Source organism: Pseudomonas sp. nanlin1, from assembly GCF_045571515.1.
Lineage (GTDB): Bacteria > Pseudomonadota > Gammaproteobacteria > Pseudomonadales > Pseudomonadaceae > Aquipseudomonas.
In genome coordinates this window covers 1,988,101-2,012,496 of record NZ_CP124218.1, presented here as the reverse complement: position 1 = coordinate 2,012,496, position 24,396 = coordinate 1,988,101, and the positions used below count along the sequence as shown (strand labels likewise).

At 56.5% G+C, this 24,396-nt stretch carries 22 protein-coding genes and 2 pseudogenes; 13 read left to right on the top strand and 11 right to left on the bottom strand.

Going from position 1 to position 24,396, the window contains the following annotated elements:
- The first annotated feature begins 46 nt into the window (after positions 1-46).
- From QCL65_RS09500 to tnpA, 3 genes are all read left to right on the top strand, one after another.
- Positions 47-616 carry a hypothetical protein gene (locus QCL65_RS09500; RefSeq protein WP_407315962.1) on the top strand — a complete coding sequence of 190 codons (570 nt, stop codon included), beginning with the start codon at positions 47-49 and terminating at the stop codon, positions 614-616.
- A gap of 10 nt (positions 617-626) precedes the next feature.
- On the top strand, positions 627-2,303 hold the full coding sequence (locus QCL65_RS09495; RefSeq protein WP_407315961.1) for a hypothetical protein: 1,677 nt from the start codon (positions 627-629) through the stop codon (positions 2,301-2,303).
- Positions 2,304-2,562: 259 nt separating this feature from the next.
- A complete protein-coding gene (tnpA, locus tag QCL65_RS09490) occupies positions 2,563-2,859 on the top strand; it encodes an IS66-like element accessory protein TnpA (RefSeq protein WP_407315960.1) in 297 nt (98 codons plus the stop codon).
- Positions 2,860-3,068: 209 nt separating this feature from the next.
- On the opposite strand, the gene QCL65_RS09485 is transcribed toward tnpA, so the two are convergent.
- The gene (locus tag QCL65_RS09485; protein WP_407316761.1) at positions 3,069-3,956 is read right to left on the bottom strand and encodes an AraC family transcriptional regulator N-terminal domain-containing protein; all 888 of its coding nucleotides are present in this window, start codon (positions 3,954-3,956) and stop codon (positions 3,069-3,071) included.
- Positions 3,957-4,163: 207 nt separating this feature from the next.
- Here QCL65_RS09485 and QCL65_RS09480 point away from each other — a divergent pair, with 207 nt between their 5' ends.
- Positions 4,164-4,913: an SDR family NAD(P)-dependent oxidoreductase gene (locus QCL65_RS09480; protein WP_122386417.1), complete on the top strand. Its 750-nt coding sequence runs from the start codon at positions 4,164-4,166 to the stop codon at positions 4,911-4,913.
- Positions 4,914-4,945: 32 nt separating this feature from the next.
- Entirely contained in the window at positions 4,946-6,190 is a 1,245-nt protein-coding gene (locus QCL65_RS09475; protein WP_407315959.1) for an MFS transporter, read from the top strand.
- Here QCL65_RS09475 and QCL65_RS09470 read toward each other — a convergent pair.
- A complete protein-coding gene (locus tag QCL65_RS09470; protein WP_407315958.1) occupies positions 6,177-7,082 on the bottom strand; it encodes an AraC family transcriptional regulator N-terminal domain-containing protein in 906 nt (301 codons plus the stop codon). The genes QCL65_RS09475 and QCL65_RS09470 overlap by 14 nt on opposite strands.
- 132 nt (positions 7,083-7,214) lie before the next feature.
- Between QCL65_RS09470 and QCL65_RS09465 the strand changes: the two genes are divergently transcribed.
- Positions 7,215-8,201 carry a saccharopine dehydrogenase family protein gene (locus QCL65_RS09465; RefSeq protein ID WP_407315957.1) on the top strand — a complete coding sequence of 329 codons (987 nt, stop codon included), beginning with the start codon at positions 7,215-7,217 and terminating at the stop codon, positions 8,199-8,201.
- Positions 8,202-8,760: 559 nt separating this feature from the next.
- On the opposite strand, the gene QCL65_RS09460 is transcribed toward QCL65_RS09465, so the two are convergent.
- The 4 genes from QCL65_RS09460 to QCL65_RS09445 form a co-directional block, all read right to left on the bottom strand.
- Complete coding sequence (locus tag QCL65_RS09460; protein WP_407315956.1) at positions 8,761-9,522, bottom strand: DUF3841 domain-containing protein; 762 nt, start codon at positions 9,520-9,522, stop codon at positions 8,761-8,763.
- A gap of 230 nt (positions 9,523-9,752) precedes the next feature.
- Positions 9,753-10,184 carry a DUF1810 domain-containing protein gene (locus QCL65_RS09455; RefSeq protein ID WP_407315955.1) on the bottom strand — a complete coding sequence of 144 codons (432 nt, stop codon included), beginning with the start codon at positions 10,182-10,184 and terminating at the stop codon, positions 9,753-9,755.
- Positions 10,185-10,323: 139 nt separating this feature from the next.
- Entirely contained in the window at positions 10,324-10,794 is a 471-nt protein-coding gene (locus tag QCL65_RS09450; RefSeq protein ID WP_407315954.1) for a membrane dipeptidase, read from the bottom strand.
- 115 nt (positions 10,795-10,909) lie between these two features.
- Positions 10,910-11,554 carry a DUF2268 domain-containing putative Zn-dependent protease gene (locus QCL65_RS09445; RefSeq protein WP_407315953.1) on the bottom strand — a complete coding sequence of 215 codons (645 nt, stop codon included), beginning with the start codon at positions 11,552-11,554 and terminating at the stop codon, positions 10,910-10,912.
- Between the two features lie 171 nt (positions 11,555-11,725).
- On the opposite strand from QCL65_RS09445, the gene QCL65_RS09440 reads away from it, so the two are divergent.
- A complete protein-coding gene (locus QCL65_RS09440) occupies positions 11,726-12,217 on the top strand; it encodes a GNAT family N-acetyltransferase (protein WP_407315952.1) in 492 nt (163 codons plus the stop codon).
- Positions 12,218-12,537: 320 nt separating this feature from the next.
- Here the strand turns inward: QCL65_RS09440 and QCL65_RS09435 are convergent, their stop codons facing one another.
- A complete protein-coding gene (locus tag QCL65_RS09435; RefSeq protein ID WP_407315951.1) occupies positions 12,538-12,723 on the bottom strand; it encodes an ArsR/SmtB family transcription factor in 186 nt (61 codons plus the stop codon).
- A 179-nt stretch (positions 12,724-12,902) separates the two neighbouring features.
- Between QCL65_RS09435 and QCL65_RS09430 the strand changes: the two genes are divergently transcribed.
- A complete protein-coding gene (locus QCL65_RS09430) occupies positions 12,903-13,718 on the top strand; it encodes an alpha/beta fold hydrolase (RefSeq protein WP_407315949.1) in 816 nt (271 codons plus the stop codon).
- A 53-nt stretch (positions 13,719-13,771) separates the two neighbouring features.
- On the opposite strand, the gene bdcA is transcribed toward QCL65_RS09430, so the two are convergent.
- On the bottom strand, positions 13,772-14,485 hold the full coding sequence (gene bdcA / locus QCL65_RS09425) for an SDR family oxidoreductase (RefSeq protein ID WP_407315948.1): 714 nt from the start codon (positions 14,483-14,485) through the stop codon (positions 13,772-13,774).
- Positions 14,486-14,556: 71 nt separating this feature from the next.
- On the opposite strand from bdcA, the gene QCL65_RS09420 reads away from it, so the two are divergent.
- The 5 genes and pseudogenes from QCL65_RS09420 to QCL65_RS09400 all read left to right on the top strand — a co-directional run.
- On the top strand, positions 14,557-15,156 hold the full coding sequence (locus QCL65_RS09420; RefSeq protein ID WP_407315947.1) for a TetR/AcrR family transcriptional regulator: 600 nt from the start codon (positions 14,557-14,559) through the stop codon (positions 15,154-15,156).
- A gap of 389 nt (positions 15,157-15,545) precedes the next feature.
- Positions 15,546-16,523 (top strand): hypothetical protein, encoded by a 978-nt coding sequence (locus QCL65_RS09415; RefSeq protein WP_407315946.1) that lies wholly within the window; start codon positions 15,546-15,548, stop codon positions 16,521-16,523.
- Positions 16,520-16,888, top strand: coding sequence for a hypothetical protein (locus QCL65_RS09410; RefSeq protein WP_407315945.1), 369 nt, complete (start codon positions 16,520-16,522; stop codon positions 16,886-16,888). Before QCL65_RS09415 ends, QCL65_RS09410 begins: the two co-directional genes overlap by 4 nt.
- A 259-nt stretch (positions 16,889-17,147) precedes the next feature.
- Positions 17,148-17,654: pseudogene (locus QCL65_RS09405) on the top strand (MCP four helix bundle domain-containing protein); the annotation flags it as partial.
- A 615-nt stretch (positions 17,655-18,269) separates the two neighbouring features.
- A pseudogene (locus tag QCL65_RS09400) lies at positions 18,270-18,788 on the top strand (methyl-accepting chemotaxis protein); the annotation flags it as partial.
- Positions 18,789-18,839: 51 nt separating this feature from the next.
- Here the strand turns inward: QCL65_RS09400 and fabF are convergent.
- From fabF to QCL65_RS09385, 3 genes are read right to left on the bottom strand one after another with little or no spacing between them, the layout of a single operon-like run.
- Positions 18,840-20,138: a beta-ketoacyl-ACP synthase II gene (gene fabF / locus QCL65_RS09395; protein WP_407315944.1), complete on the bottom strand. Its 1,299-nt coding sequence runs from the start codon at positions 20,136-20,138 to the stop codon at positions 18,840-18,842.
- Positions 20,135-23,233 carry an efflux RND transporter permease subunit gene (locus QCL65_RS09390; RefSeq protein ID WP_407315943.1) on the bottom strand — a complete coding sequence of 1,033 codons (3,099 nt, stop codon included), beginning with the start codon at positions 23,231-23,233 and terminating at the stop codon, positions 20,135-20,137. The genes fabF and QCL65_RS09390 overlap by 4 nt, the downstream gene beginning before the upstream one ends.
- Positions 23,230-24,336 (bottom strand): efflux RND transporter periplasmic adaptor subunit, encoded by a 1,107-nt coding sequence (locus tag QCL65_RS09385; RefSeq protein WP_407315942.1) that lies wholly within the window; start codon positions 24,334-24,336, stop codon positions 23,230-23,232. The genes QCL65_RS09390 and QCL65_RS09385 overlap by 4 nt, the downstream gene beginning before the upstream one ends.
- Positions 24,337-24,396: the final 60 nt, after the last annotated feature.

Genomic DNA, 24,396 nt, shown 5'->3' with positions numbered 1-24,396 from the left:
CAGAATGGTGAGATAGTGGCCCATCTCATCATTCATCGGATTGGTCATGGTCGCTCAAGCTGCTGGCAAGGTTGCTTTGATAGTGGGTGGAGCGGCCGTTGCCGCCTGTGTGACGGTACCCTCCATGCTTTGGTTGAACCGAAGCGCCAATAAGAGCGCCCACGACGCCGGCCAAGCAAAAGGTGAGGCCGCAGAGAAGGCTCGCCAGGAAATATTGCGGCAGAAAAATAAAGTGGCTACAGCAGAAATGCTGGCCAAATACGCTGAGTCCCAAAGGGGCCACAAGATCACCCTCGCCTGCGTCACCATCGGCGTTGCCTGCGCGGCCACATTCGGGCCTGTCAACGATGATGACGTAGCTATGATTAAGGCATACCTCCTCGGTGTTTCCGAGGCCTATATGCCAGGCTTTGTGCGGATCAAGATTCAAGAGGCCATAGCCTCCCCTCAATCTATCAACACCGCCTATGCCCTTGCCGCTAAGGTCGGCTCAGCCGAAAACTGGAAGCTGTTCGATGAGCTCGTAGACCTGGTCATGCAGACCAAGCACTTGGCCAACGCGCAAACCCATTCATCATTCCGTTCGGAATGGCATCTGCTGCGATCCATTGGTTGAGGCCTGGCTGATGAGCGTAAGTGCCGACCGATTCCGCTTGACCCAAGCGTTGCTTGCACAAATCCGTAGTGCTACTTCACTTGTTGCCCTGCCCTCCCCATCTGACTCGCAGAGGGTCCTGAGTGCGCCAGTAGATGAACGGTTCCTCGCCCATGCATTCCTCAAGGAGCCTGTCTTTTTTGCTCTCACTGATGTTGCCGAAACTGCAGTTTCAGCGAGACTCTCCGAGCTTGAGCTTGCCTTTCACTCACAGCGCATAGAGCGTCTTTTCTCTGACACGCGTCGATCAGCGCTCCAGGCAATCGCTGGGCCTTTTGGCGTTGGGAAAATGCTCAGTGCCTACGATAAGACTGGCGGCACTGTGGATACGGTCCACAACGCCCGGGCTGGCGTGTATGCCACTGATGAGGCCGCTCAGAAGTACGCGGACAGGGGTGAGTACACCCAGAGGGTTAAGGAGGACTATCACCACCGTGACCCAGCGTATAAAAAGATGAGCCAGGACAGCACGCGCGATCGGGTGGAAGGCAATGTGACGGATGCTTACACCGGCGAGCAAATGAGCTCCCAGCGTAGTGACAGCCATAGCATTGACCATGTCATCGCCGCCGAAGAAATTCACAACGATGCCGGCAGAATCCTTGCAGGATTGGATGGCGTAGACCTGGCGAACTCATCCACAAACCTGCAGATCACTTCGTACTCAACAAACTCGGCCATGGGCACCAAAACAGCCACTGAATACGTGCAGTGGCTAGAACAGACGAAAGAAAAGCGAGCCAAGAAACAAGCAAGGCTACAGGCGAAGGCAGATGCCGGCGAGCCTATGAGCCAAAAGCAAAAAGACGAACTCGCCAAGCTCAAAGAGCAAGAAAAGATTGCTGCAAATCCGGAGCTGTTGCTTGAGGCTGATAGGAAGGCGCGGGCGGCCAACGAGAAGAAGATCAACGACGCCTACTATCGGAGCCCAAAATTTCGAAATGACTGCTTGAAGACCAGCGTTACTGCCGGTGGCCGCGCGGCATTTCAGGCCGCCATGGGGGCCATCCTGGTCGAATTGTTTGCCGGGATATTTGATGAGGTCAAGGACTGGTACAACAACGGCCGAGCCGATGGCAATTCAGTATTCGCTGAACTCAAGCGCCGCCTAAAGCGGATCGGGCTAAGAGTGGCTAAGCAATGGAAAGCTGTGCTTTCTGCCGCAGCTGGAGGTTTTATCAGCGGCTTCCTGGCGAACCTTGTCACTGTACTGATCAATGCTTTTCTGACCACTGCCAAGCGGGCTGTTCGTATGATCCGCGAAGGTGGCAATGCTTTGGTTGGGGCTTGCAAAGCTTTGATTGTCCGGCCTGAGGGGATGGGGCTTCGAGAGGGCATCCACGAGGCATCTAAGGTGCTAGTGGGGGGCGGCATCATCGTAGGTGGCGTGCTGCTGGAAGAAGCTGTCAGCAAGTCGATGATGATGGTCCCCTTCCTCGTACCATTTGCCGACACCGCTACCGCAGTCATCGTCGGGGCGGCCACAGGTATTATCTCCACCATGGCGGTGTACCTGGTTGATAAGGCCGACGTGCTGGGTGTGAATCGAAGCAAGATGCTAGCTGGCATTAACTCAGAGCTCGACGCATCGCTAGTGGATAAGCGCGCGGAAGAAGACCTGCTGCTTGAGCAGTTTCAGGCACTCTGAGCGCCTCTACGGCATATGCATTGCACTGGTTTCAGGTTAAGTCTGTTCAGGGAATTGCATTGAATGTGCCTCGACCGGCAGAAGTCGATCGATCATGTTGAAAAATTGGGTCAACGCTTCTATGCAAAATCAGCGTGCGGTCGTTGAACAATGTCAGTAACCGTCCGGGCAACTCATCTACCCAGCCCCGCAAAGCCAAGACATGGTGTGCACTTAAATTTAAGTGGGCACCAGTTCTAGACTTTTAAGCAAATATTTCATGCAGCCAACACGCCGTTCCTATTCCAAATCCTTCAAGGCTCAGGTCATTCAAGAGTGTGTCCAGCCCGGCGCTTCGATTGCCAGCATCGCACTCAGCCATAGCCTCAATGCAAACCTCGTCCATAAATGGATTCGGGTGCAGGCGCAGAAAAGCACGGCGCTGCAACCCGCATTTATTCCGTTACCCATGCAGCTGGCCGGAGCAAACTCGCAAGCTGCATCGTCGAATATCTGCGTTGAGATCCAGCACCCGCGTATGCGTCCGGCAAAGTCATCTAGCCAAAGTTTAGGCTAGGCAATACCTTAGCGACTCAGTCCCAAAGAGACTGTGTAGTGCCGATGAATGTCAGATTTAGCACAGGCTCGCGCAAATCAATTTTGGCGAAGATTTTTAAACACTTTTGGCCGGTAGCCGCGATGTGAAGGACTGATAGTGCGTCAAGGGTAGACATTATTTAGAGCCAACCTTGCGCCGACGCACAAGACCATGTGTCATCAGCTAGCTTACGGCATTTGCGTCGTGTCTACGTTGATCCCATCTGTTGGCGATCTGAATCTGGCTGCATCTCGAGCTGGAGGAAAACCAAATAAACGAGTGTATTCCCGACTAAATTGTGAAGCGCTTTCATAGCCAACGGTAAATGCGATGGAGGAGGCATTTTGGGTTTCAAACAGCAGCAGCCAGCGCGCTTTTAGCAAACGCAGTTTTTTTTGGTACTGGATGGGCGTCATCGTCGTGACAGCTTTGAAATGTCGATAAAAGGCTGCCACGCTCATATCGGCCATGGCGGCGAGCGGCTCCACGCGAAAGGGCTCGGTGTAGTGCTCGCGAATCCATTGGGTGGCGCGGCGAATTTGCACAAGGCGTCCTTCAGGACGAGCGAGTTCACGCAACACCGCACCCAGTGGGCCCTGCAATGCGCGGAATAGAATTTCACGCTCAATCATCGGTGCTAGAACCGCAGCCTCATTCGGGCGATCAATCAGCCGCAGCATACGCAGCCAAGCGTCGATCATGTCTGACGATGCGGGCACAGGTGCAAAGCACTTGGCCGGCACTTGCGCGGCTTCTGTACTACTGCCTTCCATCAGAGACGCAATAACTGTTGTGTTCAAGTCCAAACTCAGTGCCAGGTAAGGCTGCTGCGGCCCGCTCGGGTAAATCTCACCGGTAGCTGGCACGTCCACCGGCACCACGAAGTAGGTCGCCTCGCCGTAGTTCAGAACTCGGTCACCGATAGTCAGCGTTTTTTCGCCTTGAAGAACAATGTGCAGCATGGGCTGGTAAACCCTACTGGCACATGCTTCTGCTTTGACCATGGCCACGCGCGGCAGGCCGGTTTCAGTCCAGGTGTGTTGCGCACGCATGACGATGCTGCGCAGTTCATCCATGGGTGTGATGAGAGGATTAGTCATGGTCGCAACATGGCGTATCCCCGAGCATCGCGCAAGCGCGCTGATAAGAACAGGCAAGGATTGGATAGGAACCGGCAAAGGTTTGATCGGACGTTGACTGAATACTGTTGGTAGGCGGAAAGGGCTGAACCCTTAACCGTCGCGAGCTTTGCAAATCATCAGTCAACCTAAGAAGGTCACCCCATGAAACTTGAAGGAAAAATTGCCGTTGTCACCGGCGCCTCCAAAGGTATCGGCGCAGGTATCGCAAAAGCATTAGCCGCGCAAGGCGCTACGGTTGTTATCAATTACGCTTCAAGCAAGCCGGAGGCAGACGCAGTTGTTGCTTTCATCCAAGAGAACGGCGGCACAGCCATCGCAGTTCAAGCGGACATGAGCAAAGGCGCTGATGTAACGCGCTTGTTCGAAACTGTTGCCACTGAGTTCGGCACCCTGGATATTCTGGTAAATAACGCGGGTGTTGCGGTGTTTCAGATGATTGAAGACCTTACCGAGGACGCGTTCCATCATCAATTCAACGTCAACGTTTTGGGTTATCTGCTAGCAGTCCGTGAGGCAGTGAAATTGTTTGACGGCAAGGGCAGCGTCATCAATATCAGCTCTATCCTCAGCACCGATCCGTACTTGGCATCAAGCGTCTATTCGGCAACCAAGGGGGCTGTGGACACGTTGACCTTTGCCTTGGCGCGTGAACTCGGCGCGAAAGGCATCCGCGTCAATTCTATCCTGCCTGGTCACACCAATACCCCGCTCACCAAAGGCAATTTCGACGGTGAGTTTGGCGAAAAACTGATCGCCGGCACGCCGCTAGGCCGCTTTGGCGAGCCTGAAGATATCGCGCCATTGGCCGTGTTCCTGGCGTCCGAGGATTCGCACTGGGTTACTGGTGAATCGATCCGAGCATCGGGTGGCGTGCGTGGGGTTGGTTACTAACGGCCCCCTTATACGCATCAGGCGCAACCCGTGTGCGCCTGTATTACCAAAAGGCTTCAATCATGACCCAAATAGTTCTGGTGGATTCAAACACCACCTCAGCATTACCACCTGCTCCGGCACCATGGAGTGCAGTGGCCGCCATCGGCATTGGCGCTTTTGCGCTGGTCACGGCGGAGTTCCTGCCCGTGGGCTTACTGCCGCAAATCGCCAACGATCTGGGGATAACGCAGGGACAGGCAGGTCTCATGATCACTATTCCCGGTGTGGTGGCTGCCTGCTCTGCGTTGTTGACCATCGGTCTTACCAACGCCTTTGACCGCCGCCATGTCCTCTGGGTATTGCTCAGTTTGCTCGTCGTTTCCAACTCGCTTATCGCCTGCGCAAATGGTTTGCCGTTACTGTTGCTAGGCCGTGTTGTGCTGGGTATTGCAGTCGGTGGCTTTTGGACAATTGGTGTTTCGCTCGGTGCGCGGCTACGGCCTGACGCGGTGGGGAAAGCGACATCCATCGTTTTTTCAGGCGTTACGTTGGGCACTGTTGTCGGCGTACCAGCGGGAACGATGCTTGGTGCTTTGTTTGGATGGCGCATGAGTTTTGCGGTGTCAGCTGTTTTAGCCGCGTTGCTGGTGTTGGCACTGGTTAGGCTTCTTCCAGCTATCCGTCCCGAGCCGTCATCAGGGTTAAAGCACGTTCCAAGCGTATTGAAGATACCTAACGTGCAACTTGGTCTGGTGGCCGTGGCGCTGATTTTTACCGGGCAGTTCTGCGCTTACACCTATTTCGCCGCATACTTGGGAGAGGTGAGCGGCGTTGAACCCAGCGCACTCAGTGTGCTACTTCTCACCTACGGCATTGCCGGGATTCTCGGCAATCTGTTTTGCGGTTGGTGGGTCGGACGAAATCTGCGCCTGGCAGTATTGAGTACATCATTGGTTCTGGGCTGTTCGATGCTGTTGTTAGCGGCCCTAGGAAAAAATCCAGCAGTTGTCACCTTCGCAGTCGTGATGTGGGGCTTCGGCTTTGGGATGCTACCTATCGCGATCCAGAGCTGGATTTTCAACGCTGCGCCTAATCACTTGGAAAGTGCTGCGGCGCTATTCGTCTCCATGGGCCAGTTATTTATGGGCGCTGGGGCATTAGTTGGCGGAATCACCGTCGATAATTACGGCTTGACGAGCGCCGTTTGGGTTGGCGCAGCGGGAACTTTGTGCGGCTCGTTATGGATCATCGCGCACTTTTTTCGCGGTACGCCTGTATCACTCACTCAGCCCTGAACGGCTTGACCTCGGCTTGAATTCTGGCGGTATCTCGCGCAGGCGGCAGACCGAAAACACGCGTGTAATCACGGGTAAATTGGCTGACACTTTCATAACCCACTTCGAAAGCGGCGCTGCTGACGCTGCCGGGGTTGGTCATCATCAGGGTTCGCGCCTGAAGTAACCGAACCCGCTTCTGATACTGCAATGGGCTTAGGGTGGTGATGGATTTGAAGTGGCGATGAAACGCCGACACGCTCATGGCGGCTTTGCTGGCAAGGCTCTCTACGCGGATAGGGTCGGCAAAGTCGTTGCGTATGTGCTGAATCGCCACACTGACCTTAGCCATAGCGGTGTCCGGTGCAGCGATGTCTCGTAACATCCAGCCGTGAGGCCCTTGTAACACCCGAAAGAGAATTTCACGCTCGTAAATCGGGGCCAGGGCCGCGACCTCATCAGGTGTCTCCATCAAGCCCAACATCCGTACCCACGCATCCATCAATTTCGGCGTAACGGCTGCGACTGAAAACCCTGCGTTGTCTTCGAAAATCTCGGTGCTTTTTGGCAGATCAGACATCAATGTGGAAAGCACCGTCAGATCGAGTGTCAGGCTAACAGCGAGGTACGGTTCCCCCGTTGGTGCAGGATGCAAGGTGCCCACGGCGGGCAAATCGACTGACATCACAAAGTACGTGGCCGGGTCGTAGCGCAAAGTGCGCTCGCCAACGGTCATCGCTTTGCTGCCCTGCAAAATGAAGTTGATCATGGGCGCGTAAACGGCAGCCAGCAAATGCTTGGGAACATCCCCCTGAATCATCGAGACGCGGGGAATGCCCGTTTCAGTCATACGGTTCTCTGCCTTCGAAGCTAGGCGTCGCAGCTCGTTCAGTGGTGTGTCCTTGGCCAACATGGTGATCTCCGTCGTTTTTTGCGTAATAAGCGAAAGGTAGGAACAGGCAAGTCCGGGGTAGGAATGCCTTCGCCCGCGCCCACGCCACGCTCTACTGTGGTAGCTCATCTAAACCACAGCGGAGTCACCCTCATGGGCACACTTTTAATCTACGGAGCCACTGGCTATACCGGCCGCATGGCGGCAGAACGCGCTAAGGCGTTGGGACTGAATTTCGAAATCGCTGGGCGTAACGCCGAGCCCTTGAAGGCGTTTTCTACACAGCTAGACGTACCGTACAGGGTATTCACCCTCAATGACCAACCCGAACGGTATTTGGACAGCATCTCTGTTCTGCTGAACTTCGCGGGGCCATTCGCGCAAACAGCAGAGGCCCTAATGAATGCCTGCATCAACTCTGGCATCGACTATCTGGATATCACCGCAGAGATCAACGTTTACCGCCTTGCGCAACGGCTTGGTGCCAAGGCGGCAAAGTCCGGTGTCATGTTGCTGCCTGGCGTTGGCTGGGACGTTGTGACGACCGACAGCTTGGCTGTGCATGTCGCGGCACGGGTCGCTAAGCCTCACACCCTGAGCATAGCGTTGCAAGTACCTGGCTCCATGTCGCGTGGTTCTGCTAAAAGCGTCAGCGAAATTATCGGCGCGGGCCAGTTGTCGCGAGTGGACGGCGAACTCGTTTTAACGCCAGAAATACAACCTCGTTACTTCGATTTTGGCGACGGACCCGTGCTCTGTGCACCGTTGCCTTTTGGTGATCTGGTGACTGCATGGCGCTCCACAGGCATCGCCAATATCGCCATGTACGTACATATTTCCGGCGAGGCCTTTCCAGAGGGTGATCTCGCGCAGTTGGCTGACGGGCCCGACGTTGCACATCGAGATGCGCACAGAGCCCGCGCAGTTGCGGAAGTTGTAGGGGCCTACGGCGAAATCGCGCGTTCGCGGATCGAAACCGTCAACGGCTATTCGTTTACCCCTGTCGCCGCAGTGGAAGCGGCGCGGCGGGTAATGGAGGGTGAACGGCAGGCGGGTTTTGAAACTGCCGCGCGGTTGTTCGGCGGTGATTTCGCAGAAACCATCGCAGGCACAACGATCACCGATGAAGCCGTCGTATAACACGCAAGCGATTGGAGGCACGCCGCCAACTGGTTACGGCCGCACATGAGAATATGCTGCCGAGTGCTCCATCAACCAATCCACAGACGCGTGGACACGAACACTAAGGTGACACTCTTGCATGTACATCACCGAAAGCGTCCTGGGCTCGGGTGGATGCCCCTAACACCGCCATACCGGCGGCCATGCAGGCATTGGTGTCATTCAGCGGTAACGATGTAGTTACTACGGATACCTCCCCCGATCGTGTGCGACCAGGCATTATGCCTTGCGAGAGTAAACCAAATGCCACTTATGCGGCAGCAGTTCGTAAATTTCACTCGCCATCTGCGTCGGCAAACGCGTAAGAACGTCTTTCAAATCTCATATCGCCCTTAGGTGCATGTGCGGACGCCGTCGGTCTCGAATATGCGAGTTCGGAATACGTGTTGGCTGGACGCTTACCAACTACGGGCCTACTTGCTCACGTAGATGACTTGGCCGGAAGGTTACGATGTTTTCGTGAGTGCCTCTCTCTCGAAGCCCGCCCAAGATGTCGTAACCAGATTACCCAGAAAACTTAAGGTTGGTAATTTGACGAGAGAACGTCTCGCTCCACGATGGACGTCACGTCGGATAACCTCAGAGTCCAAAAGCAACCTTGGATACTCTTCGCTTCAAACGCGCCCATGTCCACCGCGTTTTGGTCAAGCTCAAATACTGCCGACCACGATTTCCGCATCCGCCGTTGGAGTTGCAGCGCCGCATCGGAGCCCTCCTCTGCACGCTCCTGAGCCTGATCAAAACCCTGCTCATCAAGCTCCGACGCCGAGACGTAGCACTTGTTGAGTACAAAATGCCAAAGGTCGAAGCACGACAGCACGATCTCTTCTGATGGAACAGACAGCTCAAGCACCACCGGATCATGTAGACCTTCCGTGTCCTCAATGTAAGGCTCGGGATGGTTCTCCTCACGCCTTACCCAGCACCACCAGGGAGATATGCCCGGCTCGGGTGCAAGTATCCCAGCGCTGGCCATCGAGTCCTTCATCCAGGCATATGCGTTCTGAAAGCTCGGGTCGTCGTTAGCTTCGCCGATGGGGCATGTAAGCAGGCCCCCCGCCTCCAGCAATTGCCAAGTCGAGCGCTCCATTAGCGTCCAACACTTTACGCGACCATTTTTGGAAAATTCTATTTGCCATTTCTGAATGGCGGATGTCGGCGACGAATGCATCTGGGATTTAAGCTCAATGATTGATGAGGGGCGGCCACGCTGGAATCCCGCGCTCGACGACAGAAAGCTCTCAGAGCTCAGATAACCATCTTCCCACGTCGAGCCCAAGGTTATGTCCGCAAATCGCTTCATCAGGCCGATTAGTCGCCGAACGTGCGCTCTCCCCTAGGTGTGTTCGCCATCCGCTTACGAAGGAAATGCATTGAATGTATCTCGACCGGCAGAAGTCGATCGATCATGTTGAAAAATTGGGTCAACGCTTCTATGAAAAATCAGCATGCGGGCTGATAGCTAGGACTGCTGACAATCAGCAACGCCGTTGAGGCTCTGCAAAATCACTACCCAAGCCCACGCAGCAACTGAATTGTTCTGTCGTCCTGCCTCCCCCCAAAGAACTGATCAAGCGCCCGCTGAAACAACGGTAGTAGAGGTTGGACATCGTTGAACAATGTCAGGCACGAGCGCAGCTTAAGATCATCAGGCGAGCCGAGAATCTGCAGGGCGCTGGAATCGCCATGCTTGAGCAGAGCTTGGACACACTCCACAAGGCGCGGCCCGAGCACCGGGTGCTCCAGATAAGCTTGAGCCTCTAAGCTATCAGTGATGCCGAAGCGCATCGCCGTTTCGCTCATGCCCAGCCCCTTTAGCTGTGGAAATACAAACCACATCCAGTGGCTCGTCTTACGGCCTGCGTGCAGCTCATCCATGACTCGGCTGAAAACCGGGCGCTGTGCATCAACAAATCGAGAGAGATTGAAAGGATCGTTCATGATGAGTGTTCCTAGTGGACATACCCTAAGCGCTTGAGCGCTGCTTTTTGTCTAGGGTGGACCGCCGATGCTTAGCCGAAGGTCAAAAACCCAGATTTATCTGAATGCACCCACAGGAATCACCCATGAAGCGATTCATTCATGGTGAAGGTCGAGGCCAAGTTGCCTTTGCAATACGCATAAAATTATTGCCGTAGATCGCGTGGATATCCGCATCGGAATAACCCAAGCGCGTTAATTGTCGCGCGACCTCGCCCAGTGCCTCAGGCTGCAACTGAGTATGCCCATTCATCTGGCCATAGCGCTCAATCGGCCACCAATCGCCCTCCTCTTCACCTTCTGGCAAATCCTTATGCTCGGGGTGCAACTCGGTGTCCAGACCTATCCCAATATGGCTTGTGCCAATGCGTTCTGCCAGATAGTCGATTTGTCGAATGTAGGCGTTCACAGAAGCGGATGCGTCACCTAAGAATAGGCCTATACCCGTCAGCCCAATCACCCCACCTTGGCGGGCACAGGCGAATATTTGTTCGTCGTCGATTGTGCGCGGGTGGTCAAAAAGCGCTTTCACATTGGTGTGAGAGAAAAACGCAAAGTGTGCAGGATTCAAAACTAATACTCGGTAGGCTTCTGCCGAAGTCTTGGGGGCCTCGGCGTATCTGCAACGTTTAGAACAGGAAGGTGGAGAGTTACGGAAACTGCCGGTGTAGCGACGCGGGCAGTATCTAGATAATTCCGAGCATCCCCCGAAATGCCTCTGCTTCCATCTCCACCAGGCTGGCAGAGCTGCTGCCCTTATGCTCCAGCAGATATCTTTTAACCAGCTGGAATCCGAGTGAATAACCCAACCATCTCGGCAGCTCGGATGCACCAAAAAACCACTCGTTGTGGGCATAATCCGTGCGGCTCCATTGGCTCGCGGCCATGGCGACATAGCGCCGAATGTCAGACACATCGAGGCGCTCCCAGGGTTCAGGTAATCCGCCGCAGACTTCCTGCGCAAAAACACCCGCCAACCCCTCCGAAACTAGCGCTTCACCTAATGATGCCCCATAACCTGGCCCATCCCATCGGGCGGCATGATGGAGTTCATGGGCGAACATCCGTTCAAGCGATGCGTCCTGGTTGGCCCTGAAAATTGCACTCGTAGGGTCTAGCGTCAGAATAATAAGACCGGGTTCGGGCGCATGCCCTAGATGCCCTTTTTCTGGAATCACATGAATGCCAGCTTTCACAATCACATCGAGTGGGCGCAACGGCATCAACGTATTGGCTTTTTCATAGGTCTCCAACAGACGGCTATGAAGCCAATGGCGATGATCGATAAGCGTGCCGCGCGCGTCGATGAAATGGAAATTTATGGACGTCATGGGGAAGCCTCCTGGCGTAAAACTTTGCAGAGCACGTTCTTCAGATAATCCTGCGTATTATGCCCACTCCCCCGCCGCCGCGGTCGCTGTATGGCGCGCTTTTATTCGATCTGTGTCTAACACGCTACGCGCCACCGCCCTAACATCGACCGCTCCGGTAAGGTGCCTACGATGAAAGAGATTCCCGGCAACATCGATTTTTCAGGCTTGACGGCCCGTCGGCTAGGGCCGAAAGACCTTGAGCTCATTTGTACGCAGCGCGAAACGATGTTCCTAGAGGCCGGAGGAAACCCATCACAGTTGCGGGTGATGACTGAGCACTTCCGGCCCTGGTTGCACCAGCGCCTATTCGATGGCCGCTACTACGGCTTTGCGCTGGTGGACAAAGCGCAGATTGTCGCGGCGATAGGTCTGATGAATATCGACTGGCCACCTCACCCTTCCCATCCGACCTTAGACCAGCGCGGCTATGTGCTAAACGTCTTCGTCGAACCCTCTCACCGCCGGCGCGGGCTGGCATCATCAATGATGAAGTTGGCTGAAGCGGAGTTTGCGCAACGCGGGATGAGTTTTGCTGTACTCCACGCGACCAAGGCCGGCAGGCCGGTGTATGAGGGGCTGGGGTGGGGGGCTACTTCGGAGATGGCTAAGACTGTTTTTTGAATGAGGATTTTGGGAATAGGTTGCTGGGTCCAGCCTTTGATGAAAGGCTGCTTCCGGCCGGCTCTGTTAAAAGTCGGCCCTAGTTTCCATTGCAAGAAATTAAGCGACTGAGATTGAAATCTGAGTTTTTGACAGACGGTTCAAGGCTCGGATTTCAAGTAGCAGAGTGCAAAGACCTGTTGTCGTCCATCAATATTCGAGCGCTTTGGGAAGACCGACTTTTTCAACAGAATCGGCCGCAAGCTGCCCTCCCCCACGATCATCCATTAACCAGCAGAGACCTGCCACGACCCGATACTTTTTGCTTTACAAACGCGCCTTCAATCCTCCACCAACAACTGCCCACCCAACCATCGCACATAATCGCGGATAGCGACCTCATCCCGTTTGCAATACGACCATTTCTGATGCTTTCTCACGCGTATGAGCCCTGCTTCGCTGAGTATCGCCAAATGCCTGCTAGCAGTGGGTTGTGCTATGTCGAGGGCTTGGGCAATCAGCGTCATGCAGACGCCGTATTCGACGGGGTCTGCAGACCACTGGTGGCTGAAGTGTAGGTGTGGGGAAGCTAGCAACTGAAGTACCTTCAAACGCTGCTCGCTGGCCATTGCGGTTATTTGTCTTGATCTATCCATGGGAAGCATCATATCGTCATTTAGCTAATTGACAATATGAGGTAATCGCCATGCTCGATCTCCCGAACACTGCTTTCATTGAGGGCAGCGCTGTGCGATGGGGAAGGATAGGTAAAGGTCCTGCACTTGTTGCAATCCATGGCACACCTTTTTCTTCCCAAGTATGGCGGCGGATCGTTCCTCATCTTGCCAGTCACCGGACGATCTATTATTTCGATTTGGTGGGCTATGGCCAGTCAGAGCAGCGTCTCGGCCAAGATGTATCGCTCGGTGTGCAGAACAAGGTGCTACAGGCGCTGTTTCAAGAGTGGGGCCTTGAACGTCCCGATGTTCTGGCCCATGACTTCGGAGGTGCTACCGCGCTGCGAGGTTATTATCTGAACGGCTTGCGCTATTCGTCCCTGACGATTTTCGATGCGGTCGCTCTGGCCCCTTGGGGCTCTCCGTTCGTTCAGCATGTGCGCCAACATGAGCAAGCATTTTTGGGGTTGCCGGATTATATGCATCGCGCGCTCTTACAAGCCTATCTGCAAACCTCGGCCCACCAGCCGCTATCGGCGCAGGCCATGGACATTTATTCTGCACCTTGGTTAGGCGTAACTGGTCAGGCAGCGTTCTATCGGCAAATTGCACAGATGGATCAGGTCTTTACCGATGAAGTCGAGGGGTTATACGACCGACTCGATTGCCCTGTGACCGTTCTTTGGGGACAACATGATCAATGGATCCCCCGTGAAAAGGGCAACCTGCTTGCCAAGCTAATCTCCGGTCAGGAATGCGTGTCCATCGAAAATGCGGGTCACCTCGTTCAAGAAGATTGTCCGGAAGCTATTGTGGCGGCGGTGCTGAACACGATTAGGCGATAGTAGAAAATGCAGCTGTTGTGGGTGGACAAGCGTCTTGTCCACCTCTACTTCACTCAAGCCCCAAACGCCCCATCAATAGTATGCATCGCCCCGGTCACAAACCCCGCCTCCGGCCCCGCCAGCCAAGCCACCATCCCAGCCACTTCTTCAGAGCGGCCGTGGCGTTTAATGGCCATAAAACTATGCATCAAATCCTTCATCGGGCCGTCCGCCGGGTTGGCTTCGGTGTCGATCGGCCCGGGTTGGACGATGTTGATGGTGATGCCCCGTGGGCCGAAATCCCTTGCCAGGCCGCGGGCCATGCCTTGTAGGGCGGATTTGCTCAAGGCGTAGGACGCCATACCGGGCATGGGCATGCGGTCGCCGTTGACTGAGCCGATGACGATGATGCGCCCGCCTTCGGGCATTTGCCGCGCGGCTTCCACCGAGGCGTGGTAGGGCGCGTGCACGTTGATGCGCAGCAAGCGATCGACCGCGTCGGGGTCTTGTTCCAAGGCATCGCCGAAGATGACGATGCCGGAATTGACGACCAGAATGTCCAGCGGGCCGCTGTCGCGAACTCTGGCAATCACCGCATCGCGGTCGGCGCTGTCGGTCGAATGGGCGCTGGCGCCGGTTTCAGTGGCAAGCTGGCCGGCAGCCTCGGGCGAGCCTGAGTAGGTGAAGGCGACCTTGGCGCCATCGGCGGCAAAGCGTTTGACGATGGCGGCACCGATCCCCCTGCTACCACCCAGTACCAATACGGATTTGTTTTTAAAATCTGACATGATCGAGCTCCTGATTAATGTAGTGGATGCTACAATAAGAACCCATCAGCCTGTCAAATACTTTTGTAATCATGACTACAAAAACATTACCCGTTCGCGGCCGACCGCGCCGTTTCGACCCAGAGCAAGCGCTGGTCACGGCTCAGCATCTATTTCATAGCAAAGGCTACGATGGCGTCAGCGTGACCGACCTGACCAAGGCGCTGGGTATCAACCCGCCGAGTTTCTATGCAGCGTTTGGCAGCAAGGCGCAGTTGTACGCGAAGGTGCTTGATCGGTACTTCCTGGTCGGCGGCGTGCCTATTGAGCAGATCCTCAGTGCGGGCCTGCCGCTGGCTGAGTCGCTCGCCCAGCTACTCGAACAGGCCGCGCGCAGCTATGCAGCCGACCCTTTGGCCACGGGCTGCCTGGTGCTGCAAGGTACCCACAGTAACGACGCCGAGGCGCGCGAGGCGGCCTGTGGCTATCATCGGTCGGCGCAGGATGTCATTCGAAACAGCATTGCCGAGCACTGCCCGGCACAGGCGGATCGGCTGGCCGATTTTGTCTGCACAACCATGGCCGGGCTCTCGGCCAGCGCCCGCCATGGGCAAAGCCTGGAGCGGTTGCTGGCGACGGCCAGGCTGGCTGGGGAGGCGCTTGCTCAGGTGCTCGAACGTGACAGAACCTAGATACGGCCAAGACATTTTATTGAATCTCATTGGGGAGAAGCGAATACCAGTTACCAACGCTACAGATTAGGGTTAATTGCATACACGGATTGTAGAGAGGACGACGAACGCGACAGCCTCACCACTCCACCTAGAGTTTTACATGCGAACATTGTGTAGAAATCAATATCACAAAATGAAATGAAGAACTGCTTTATGGCATTTTGTGCGTGCTACGATTGGCCTGAAATCCCCATCACCAAGGAGCGGTAATTGTGGCTTTCGATCATTTCATACAATGTTACGAGATATCTAGCAAAACTCTTGATACGCAGTATATACACTGGACTGAGTTCACCAGTTACAACAGGGTTGGGATTGAAAATACGAAGTGTGCGTGAGGAACGGCCATGTCTGAAGCACGCACTTTCATCAATACCAGAACCCAGTCGTACCAGTCTTTGAAAGCTAGCCTGCAGGTGTCGGGGCACGCCATAGGCAAACTCGATGTATTGAATGCGCATATTGCCAACAGCGTGGTCATGGCCGGAGAGCTAGTTATTGTGGGCGGCACCCATACCGCCTCCTGTACCAGTCACGAAGCTTTTTTGATGGCCAAGGCTGCTCAGGTACACATCGATCTGCTGACCAACGGGGTGGAGGCGGACGATTTTTTTTTGGAAAACTTCGATTTGCTGCAAAGCGTTCTGGCCAATGCTGCTATTGGCGCTGGTGCGGCCAGCGATGGGTGGAGCAAGCATCTGGGGAACATCAAGACCACTCTGGAGGAGATCGAGAAAATACACCGTGATTACCTTCGCTCCGGCACCCTGCCCGCCCGAGATACGTTTTACGCAAAACGTACCGCTTTGTTCATGAAGCTCGAGAAGCAATTGGGGAATATTGCGGCGTACGGTTCAGGCTTACGTAAACAGGGAAAAATCAAGCAAGCATTGGGGATCTCGACCAAAAGCTACCTGCATAGGGGCGAAATCGCTGGTTACGCCGATAAAGTATCTGGCGTAGCCAAAGCCTCCCATCTGGTCAAAAAAGGCGCTTATATCGGTACCGCACTGGATACTGCGTCCAAAGGTTTATCTATTCACAAAGCCTGCACAATAGGGCGAGAAGAACAGTGCCGTCGCGCCAAATACGTGGAAGGTCCGGCGTTGATAGGAAGCCTAGCCGGCAGCAGTGCGGGCGGATATTTAGGCGGTATGGCCGGCACGGGTGTTTGTGCAGTTGTGCTAGGAATTAGTACAGGCGGCGCAGGAGCCTTGGCATGTGCGGTGGTGGGTGGCGCTGTGGGAGGTAAGATCGGGGGGGACATGGGTAGCACAACAGGCCAGTGGGCGGGTGACTTGTTGTATCGAGAGGTATCGCAATGAACGAGGTCGACCCTGGGCTGGTTGCGTTGTTGATTCTCGCGCCTATGGCGCTGGCCATGGTCGCGCAATGTTACGTCGCGCATAAATACACAGAGCGCTTTGAGTCACTGCTTATCCACTGCGCCTTCATCACCAACAATAAAAATGCCTTTCAGCATAGAGGTTTACCGGGCAAGTTAATGCGCACGGGGTTGATCTCTTTAGTGCTAGCCACACCAAAGATCTTCGTGCGCAGGGGGTTGATTGATGTCAGAGAGGTGCAACGCTTCCCGTTGCGGTCGAAGCAGTTGCTGGTCGGCTTGTTGGGCATTCACGTCGTGTTGTTCACTGCGCTAATCATTTTTCATCATGCACTGCCCCTGTGAAGGGGCGGATGATTGTAGTTAGCGTCCTCCTGCTTGTTCGCTGTTGCGTATCGGCGCCGCCGCTGCCAGTTTAGCCAATAAGGCCGGTTCAGCCTCCCAGCGGCATCGATCCCATCCCAGCCTGGCCGTATCCTCGCCCCGAGCACCCTACTCAGCACAACGAAATAGCCTAAAGGTCGTCGGTGTCACGTCGATACAGGGTGAACATACGGACTCCCCTCCGCCCCCCTTACTTCGTTGTTAAGTTCGCGAGCTTCCTATGAAAACTTCACTTTCACTCGCCATGCGAATTGGCCTTAGCTTCGCGGTCATCTTGGCACTCCTGGCGATCATCACGGCGATCGGCATCCAACGCGTGGCGTTTATCGACTCCACGCTCAGTGATGTGAGCGAAAACGCCGCCAAAGTGCAGCGTTATGCGATTAATTTTCGTGGCAGTGTGCACAACCGCGCTATTTCAATCCGCGATGCCGTGCTGGTCACCGATGACGCGGCGTTGAAGAAACACCTGGCAGAAGTGAAAACCCTGGAAGATGCCTACGCCGACTCGGCGGCCCCCATGGATCAGTTGTTCAACAACTCCGGCGTGACGGCCCAGGAGCGTCAGCTATTGGCCGCGATCAAGGACATCGAACAAAAAACCCTGAAGTCTACCCAGGCATTGATTGCGCTGCGCACAGCGGGGGATATTGCTGGGGCGCAAGCGTTTCTGTTGCAACAGACATCTGCGGATTACAGCGAGTGGCTAAAGCGCGTCAATGCCCTGATCGACTACGAAGAAATCTCCATCAATGGCAAGCTCGGCTCGGTTAAAGCCACTGCCAGCCAATTCAGTAGCTTGATGCTTATCGCAACCGGCATCGCCTTGTTGTTGAGCATTCTTCTATCGGTTGTGATTATTCGCTTCGTTAAATCCACCTTGGGCGCGGAGCCTCCCGAGGTGGCATTGGCCATTGAGCGATTGGCCGCGGGTGATCTGCACCAATCCATCACCACGGCATACCCCAACAGCGTCATGGGGGTGTTGAAAAATGCGCTTGGCCATTTAGCCGAGACCATTCAACAGGTGCGCGATGCGGCGCAAGCGGTCAATCGCTCCTCGCTGCAGTTGTCCGTCACCTCCTCGGCTAATAATGAACACATCAGCCTGCAAACCCGTGAAGCGGAGCAAGTGGCCGCAGCCATTACTCAGATGGCCGCCACGGTGAGCGAAGTGTCCGGCTACGCCGCGCAAGCGGCTGAGGCTTCACGCCGGGCCGAGGTTGAAGTGCAAGGTGGTCACCACTTGGTTGCCAGCACTACCCTGGCGATCGAGCAGTTGGCGGTGGCTTTGCAGCAAACCACTCAGACCGTCGACCAGGTTTCCAAACACGGTGAGCAAATCGAATCGGTCATAGAAGTGATCAACTCCATTGCCGCGCAGACCAATTTGTTGGCGTTGAATGCTGCCATTGAAGCCGCTCGAGCCGGCGAGCACGGGCGCGGATTCGCGGTAGTGGCCGATGAAGTGCGTTCGTTGGCTAACCGTACGCAAAAGTCGACTGAAGAAATCCGCGAGATGATCAGCACGCTGCAAAGCGGAACCGATGTGGCCGCGCAAACCATGCGCAGCAGTTGTGACCTGGTCACTGAAACCGTGACGAAAACCCAAAATGCACAAAAGGCTCTGGATAAGATTAGCGAGCAGGTGGGGGCGATCAATCATATGAATGCGCAGATCGCCAGCGCCTCGGTGCAACAGACCGCGGTCGCCGACGATGTGGCGCAAAATATCAACCGTATCCACGAGTCCACGGTGCAGACGGCCACTGGCTCCCAGCACGTGGCAATGGCAAGTACGGAGCTTGCCAAGCTGGCCGATGGTCTCAGCGAAAAAGTGGCGTTTTTTGGCGCGGCCTAGCCCGAGGGCTTCTGCTGGCTGAGGCTTGGCTTCCCGGCAGAGCGCCTATCATTATTCACGCTGCAAATTCTCCCAGCGACGAAACAGCACGCTGGCATTGACGCCGCCGAACCCAAAACCGTTCGAAAGCGCATAGGTCATCGGTGTTTCCAGTGCCTCTGGCCCGACTAGGTTGAGGCCTTCGGCGGTCTCGTCGGGCGTGCGCAAATTCAACGTCGGCGGCACGATCTGGTCGCGTAAGGCCAATACGGTAAAGATAGCTTCTACGCCGCCTGCCGCACCCAGCAGGTGGCCGGTCGCCGACTTCGTCGCGGTGACGGCAAGGCCCGCACGGGTTCCAAATAAGGCCCGTATCGCCGCCAGTTCGCCCTTATCACCCACTGGCGTTGAGGTGGCATGGGCGTTGATATGCTGGACCTCGGCGGCGCTAATACCCCCTTGCCTGAGGGCCTGCTCCATCGCCTGCCGAGCGCCGCTGCCGTCTGCGGGCCCTGCCGTCAGGTGGTAGGCATCGGCACTCGTCCCATACCCCACCAGTTCCGCCAGCGGGGTCGCGCCTCGGGCCAGGGCATGCTCAAGGGATTCGATCACCAACAGGCCTGCGCCTTCGGACATCACGAATCCGTCGCGGCCTTGGTCAAACGGCCTGGAGGCCTCGGCGGGCTTGTCATTGAAGCCTGTGGACAGCGCCCTTGCTGCGTCGAAACAGCCCAGCGTGACTCGGTCGATGGCCGCTTCGGTACCGCCACATAGGGCGACGTCCGCTTCACCACTTCGGATTAGCCGCGCCGCATCTCCGATCGCTTGAACACCGGCCGCGCACGCGGTCACTGGCGCGCCTAGGGGGCCTTTGAAACCAAACCTGATGGAGACATTGCCGGCGGCCATATTCGCCAGGAAAGACGGCGCCGAGAACGGCGACAGCCGCCGTGGGCCGCGCGTATCCGTCACGCGAATGGCTTCAGCGATGGCGGCAAACCCGCCCACGCCTGAACCGATGACCGTGGCGGTGCGCTGGCGCTGGGCTTCATCGGTCGGGTGCCAATTGGCTTGGGCGAGCGCTTCGTGGGCAGCCACCAAAGCGAACTCGATGAAGCGGTCCATCTTTTTGCGCTCCTTGGCCGGTATCAGCGCATCGGGGTTGTAACCCGCTGCGGGGTCCAGCTCCGGGGTGGGCACTTGGCCGGCCACGCCAACGCCAGTGCCTTCACCGATGTGATCGGCAAGTTTGCTGATGCCGCAAACCCCTGCCAGGAGTCTCGGCCAGACGTAGTCAACGCCGCAGCCCAGCGGGGTGACCAGGCCGGTGCCGGTCACGACGATACGTTGCTGGCTCTCTCGATTTTTCATGCCGTCTCTCCAAATGTGTCATTGATAGGCGCAGGTTTCGTATCTGGGCGGATGCGGAACCAAATTGCGTACATGGCCGGAAGAAAGATCAGGGTCATGATCGTGCCGCCAAAGGTGCCGCCTATAAGCGTGTAGGCCAGGGTCCCCCAGAACACCGAATGGGTCAGCGGAATGAACGCGAGAATCGCCGCCAATGCCGTCAATAACACCGGGCGCGCGCGCTGCACGGTGGCTTCGACCACAGCGTGGAATGGGTCCAGCCCTTGCTTCTCGTTATGATCGATTTGCCCGATCAAAATCAGCGTGTTGCGCATCAGGATGCCGGACAACGCAATCAAGCCCACCAGCGCGTTGATCCCAAAGGGTTGGTTGAATATCAGTAGCGTCGGTACCACGCCTATCAGCCCCAGGGGGGCAGTCAGGAACACCATGCTCATTGCCGACATTGACCTGACTTGGAGGATGATGATCAGCAGCGTGATAGCGATCATGATTGGAAACAGGGGCGCCAGAGCGGCCGTTGCTTTAGCCGACTCCTCAATCGCCCCAGCCTGTTCGATGCGGTAGCCGTCAGGGAGCTGAGCGATGATGGGCGCCAGCGTTTGCATGACGGCTGTGGAAACGTCGGGCGGCTGAAGATGCTCAGCGATATCGCCGCGTACAGTGATCGTCGGAATGCGATCCCGGCGTCGCAGGATCGGGTCTTCCATGCGTACTTCAACAGCGCCAACCTGGGACAGTGCTACTCGCTGCCCTGCGGCCCCGACTAGGGTGAAACCTTCGATTTTCGCAGGGTCGAGGCGAATGTCGCCCGCCGCTCGGCCTACGACCTGGACCGAACGGATGCCCTCGCGCACGGCGGTAATGGGCACGCCTGACAGCAAAAACTGCAACTGCTGGGCCACGGCGGCAGAGCTCAGCCCCAGCGCTTGTAGCCGGTCCTGGTCAAGGGAAAAATGCAAGGCGGGTACCCGTGCGCCCCAGTCGATATTGACCGTGCGCATCATGGGGTTGCCCTGCATGACGGCCTCGACCTGGCCGGCAATTTCTCGCAGCTTGGCAATGTCTGGCCCCATCACTCGATAGGCCACCGGGAAAGGCGAATAAGGCCCAAACACAAGCTGGGTCACCCGCACCCGGGCTTCAGGCGCCAGACCCTGGGCGACGGCTTCGCGGATTTTCAGTTTCAGTGCCTCGCGTGACTCGACGCTGTCGGCAAGCACAACGATCTTGGCGAAAGATGGGTCGGGAAGTTCCGGCGCCATTGCCAGATAGAACCGCGGTGAGCCTTGGCCGATGTAGGAAGTGACGATCTTCGCGGCCTGCTCTTTCTGCAGCCAAGCTTCGATTTTCGCTGTCGCGGCGCTGGTTTGCTCGATGGATGAGCCATAAGGCATTTGCACTTCGATCAAGACTTCAGGACGATCTGAGGTAGGAAAAAACTGCTTTTTGACCATCCCCATGCCCCCAATCGCCAAGGCGAAGGCGAGGATCACAACGCCCGCCACCGCCCACTTCCAGCGGATAACGAGTGTCAGAAACCTGCGAAAGCGATTGTAATGACCGGTGTTGTAAATGGCCGCGTGCCCGCCTTCAACGGGCTTGATCGCCGGGAGCATTTTTACCCCCAGGTAAGGCGTGAACACGACGGCTACCACCCAGGACGCTATCAGCGCGATACCTACGATCCAGAACATGTTGCTGGTGTATTCACCGGCGGTGGACTGCGCGAAGCCGTTGGGCATAAAGCCGACGGCCGTGACCAGGGTACCGGCCAGCATGGGAGCCGCCGTATGGCTCCAGGCATAGGCCGAAGCCTCGATCCGGTCGTAGCCTTCTTCCATTTTCACCACCATCATTTCGATGGCGATAATGGCGTCGTCTACCAGCAGACCCAGTGCCAGAATCAGCGAGCCCAAGGTGATGCGGTCGAAGTTCTTGCCGGTAGCTTCCATCACCACAAACACAATGGCTAAGGTGAGCGGAACCGCCGCCGCTACCACCACCCCTACCCGCCAGCCCATGCTCAAAAAGCACACCACCATCACCACCAACAGGGCGACGAAGAACTTGACCATAAATTCGTCAACGGCAGAGCTGATGTTCACGGCCTGATCGGTCACTGGCGACAGCGTCATGCCCAGCGGCATCGCTTGGTTGATCTTCGCGGTTTCAGCGCGCAACGCTTTGCCCAGATCGAGGCCGTTCCAGCCCTCGCGCATCACCACCCCAAGGATCAGCGCCGGTTCCCCCTGATTGCGCACCAGAAAGGTTGCCGGGTCTTCGTAACCGCGCTCCACTGTTGCGATGTCGGCTAACTTGAGCGTTCGCCCATTTGAGATGATGGGGGTATCGCGGATGGTTTGTAACTTGTCAAAGGCACCGTCGAGCCGCACGACCACTTGGGGGCCACTGGTTTCAATCGCGCCCGCCGGCGCCAGCATGTTCTGGCCGTTCAGCCCCGAGAAGATCTGCTCCGGCGTAATACCGAGTGTGGCTAAGCGTGCATGGGAAAAAGAGACGAAGATCCGCTCGGATTGTTCGCCGATGATATTGACCTTTTTCACCCCCGGGACGTGGAGCAGACGTTGGCGAAGCGTCTCGGCTTGCCGCACGAGCAGGCGCTGGGGTTCGCCGGGGGCCTTGAGGGCAAACAGCGCAAACGTGACATCCGAGAACTCGTCATTGACCAAGGGCCCCACTACGCCAGCCGGCAGGCTTTGCGCTGCGTCACTCAGCTTTTTTCGCGTCTGATAAAACGCCTCCTCGACCTCGGCTGGCGGGGTTTTATCCTGCAAAGACAGCATGGTGAATGCCATGCCGGGGCGGGTGTACGTTTCGCTGCGGTCGTACCATTTGAGCTCCTGCAGACGCTTTTCCAGGGGCTCCGCCACTTGATCCTGCATCTCTTGCGCGGTAGCGCCTGGCCAGGCCGTGATCACTGTCATCTGCTTGACCGTAAAGGGCGGGTCTTCGGCGCGGCCCAGCTTGAAGAACGAAAGCGTACCCACCACAGCGATCAGCAGAATAAGAAATAGCGTGATAGACCGCTCGCGTACGGCAAAAGCTGAAAGGTTTAAACCCTGGCCGTTCATGGTCTGCCCTCGGCCAGGGTGGGCGAATCTTTCGGCGCAACGAGTACTTCCTGGCCCTCCTGCAGCAAGTGTGGGCCCAGGGCGACCACCTGCTCGCCCAACTGCAGGCCTTGGATGGTGGCGCTATCGTCGCCCACACGGGTGATGTGCACGGCTCTCCAGGAAACCTTGCTGGGAGTCCCGGAAATAACCCAGACCCCTGGCCCTTTGCCTGGGTCATAAATGGCAGCCAGGGGAACGCTCAGGCTGTTTGCCGCCGGTAGGTTTGGCGCGATATCAAGGGTGACGGTTGAGCCCAGCGGCGCGTTGGCATGCTCGCCCTCTAACACGTAGCGAGCCTCGAATGTCCGGGTCAGGGGGTCCGCCGCATCGGAGAGCTGGCGCAATTGAGCACTGACGGCAGGGCCGCTGCCACCAAACAATGTGGCCTGGGCGGAACTGCCCAGTGCCGGGCGCATTGTTTCGGGCAATTGCACGATAGCTTCGCGGCGGCCAGCCCTAGCGAGCCTTACGACAGGCTGGCCAGCGCTGACTACCTGGCCCGGTTCAGCCAGGGTTTGCACTACAACCCCGTCAGAATCAGCCGTCAGAATGGCGTAGCCTGTCTCATTCCTCGCTACGGCAGCTTGTGATTGTGCAGCCAGCCACTCTGCCCCGCTGGTCTGGGCCAGCGATTTGATACGGTCGTAAGCGGCCGCCGAAATGGCCCCGGCGGCGACTAAATCGCGATTGCGCAGCTCATCATCGGCCGCCTGTAACGCCCGCGCCTTGGCGGCCGCAACAGCCTGTTCGCGCGCCTTAGCCTGCAACTCCAGGTCTAAGGGATCCAGGCGCAGCAAAAGCTGGCCGCGTTTGACCGCTTGCCCCGTATCGACCAGACGTTCGATGACTTTCCCGCTCACCCGAAAGCCCAGGTCGCTTTGCACCCGAGCCACCACTACACCGGTGAACGAGCGATGGCTGCTCGGCGCACGCTCGGCGCTGGCCACTCGCACCAGCGGTGGCTGGGTACGGGGGTCGTGATTGTTTGGCTGGCTGTCGCACGCCACTAAGAACAAAGGTAGTAGGCACGCGCCGAACGTAGAAGCTCGAAACAAAGGCATGGGATTCCGTACTCGGGTAAGCGGGAAGGAATCCGATTTTGATACTAGTGACCGATTTCG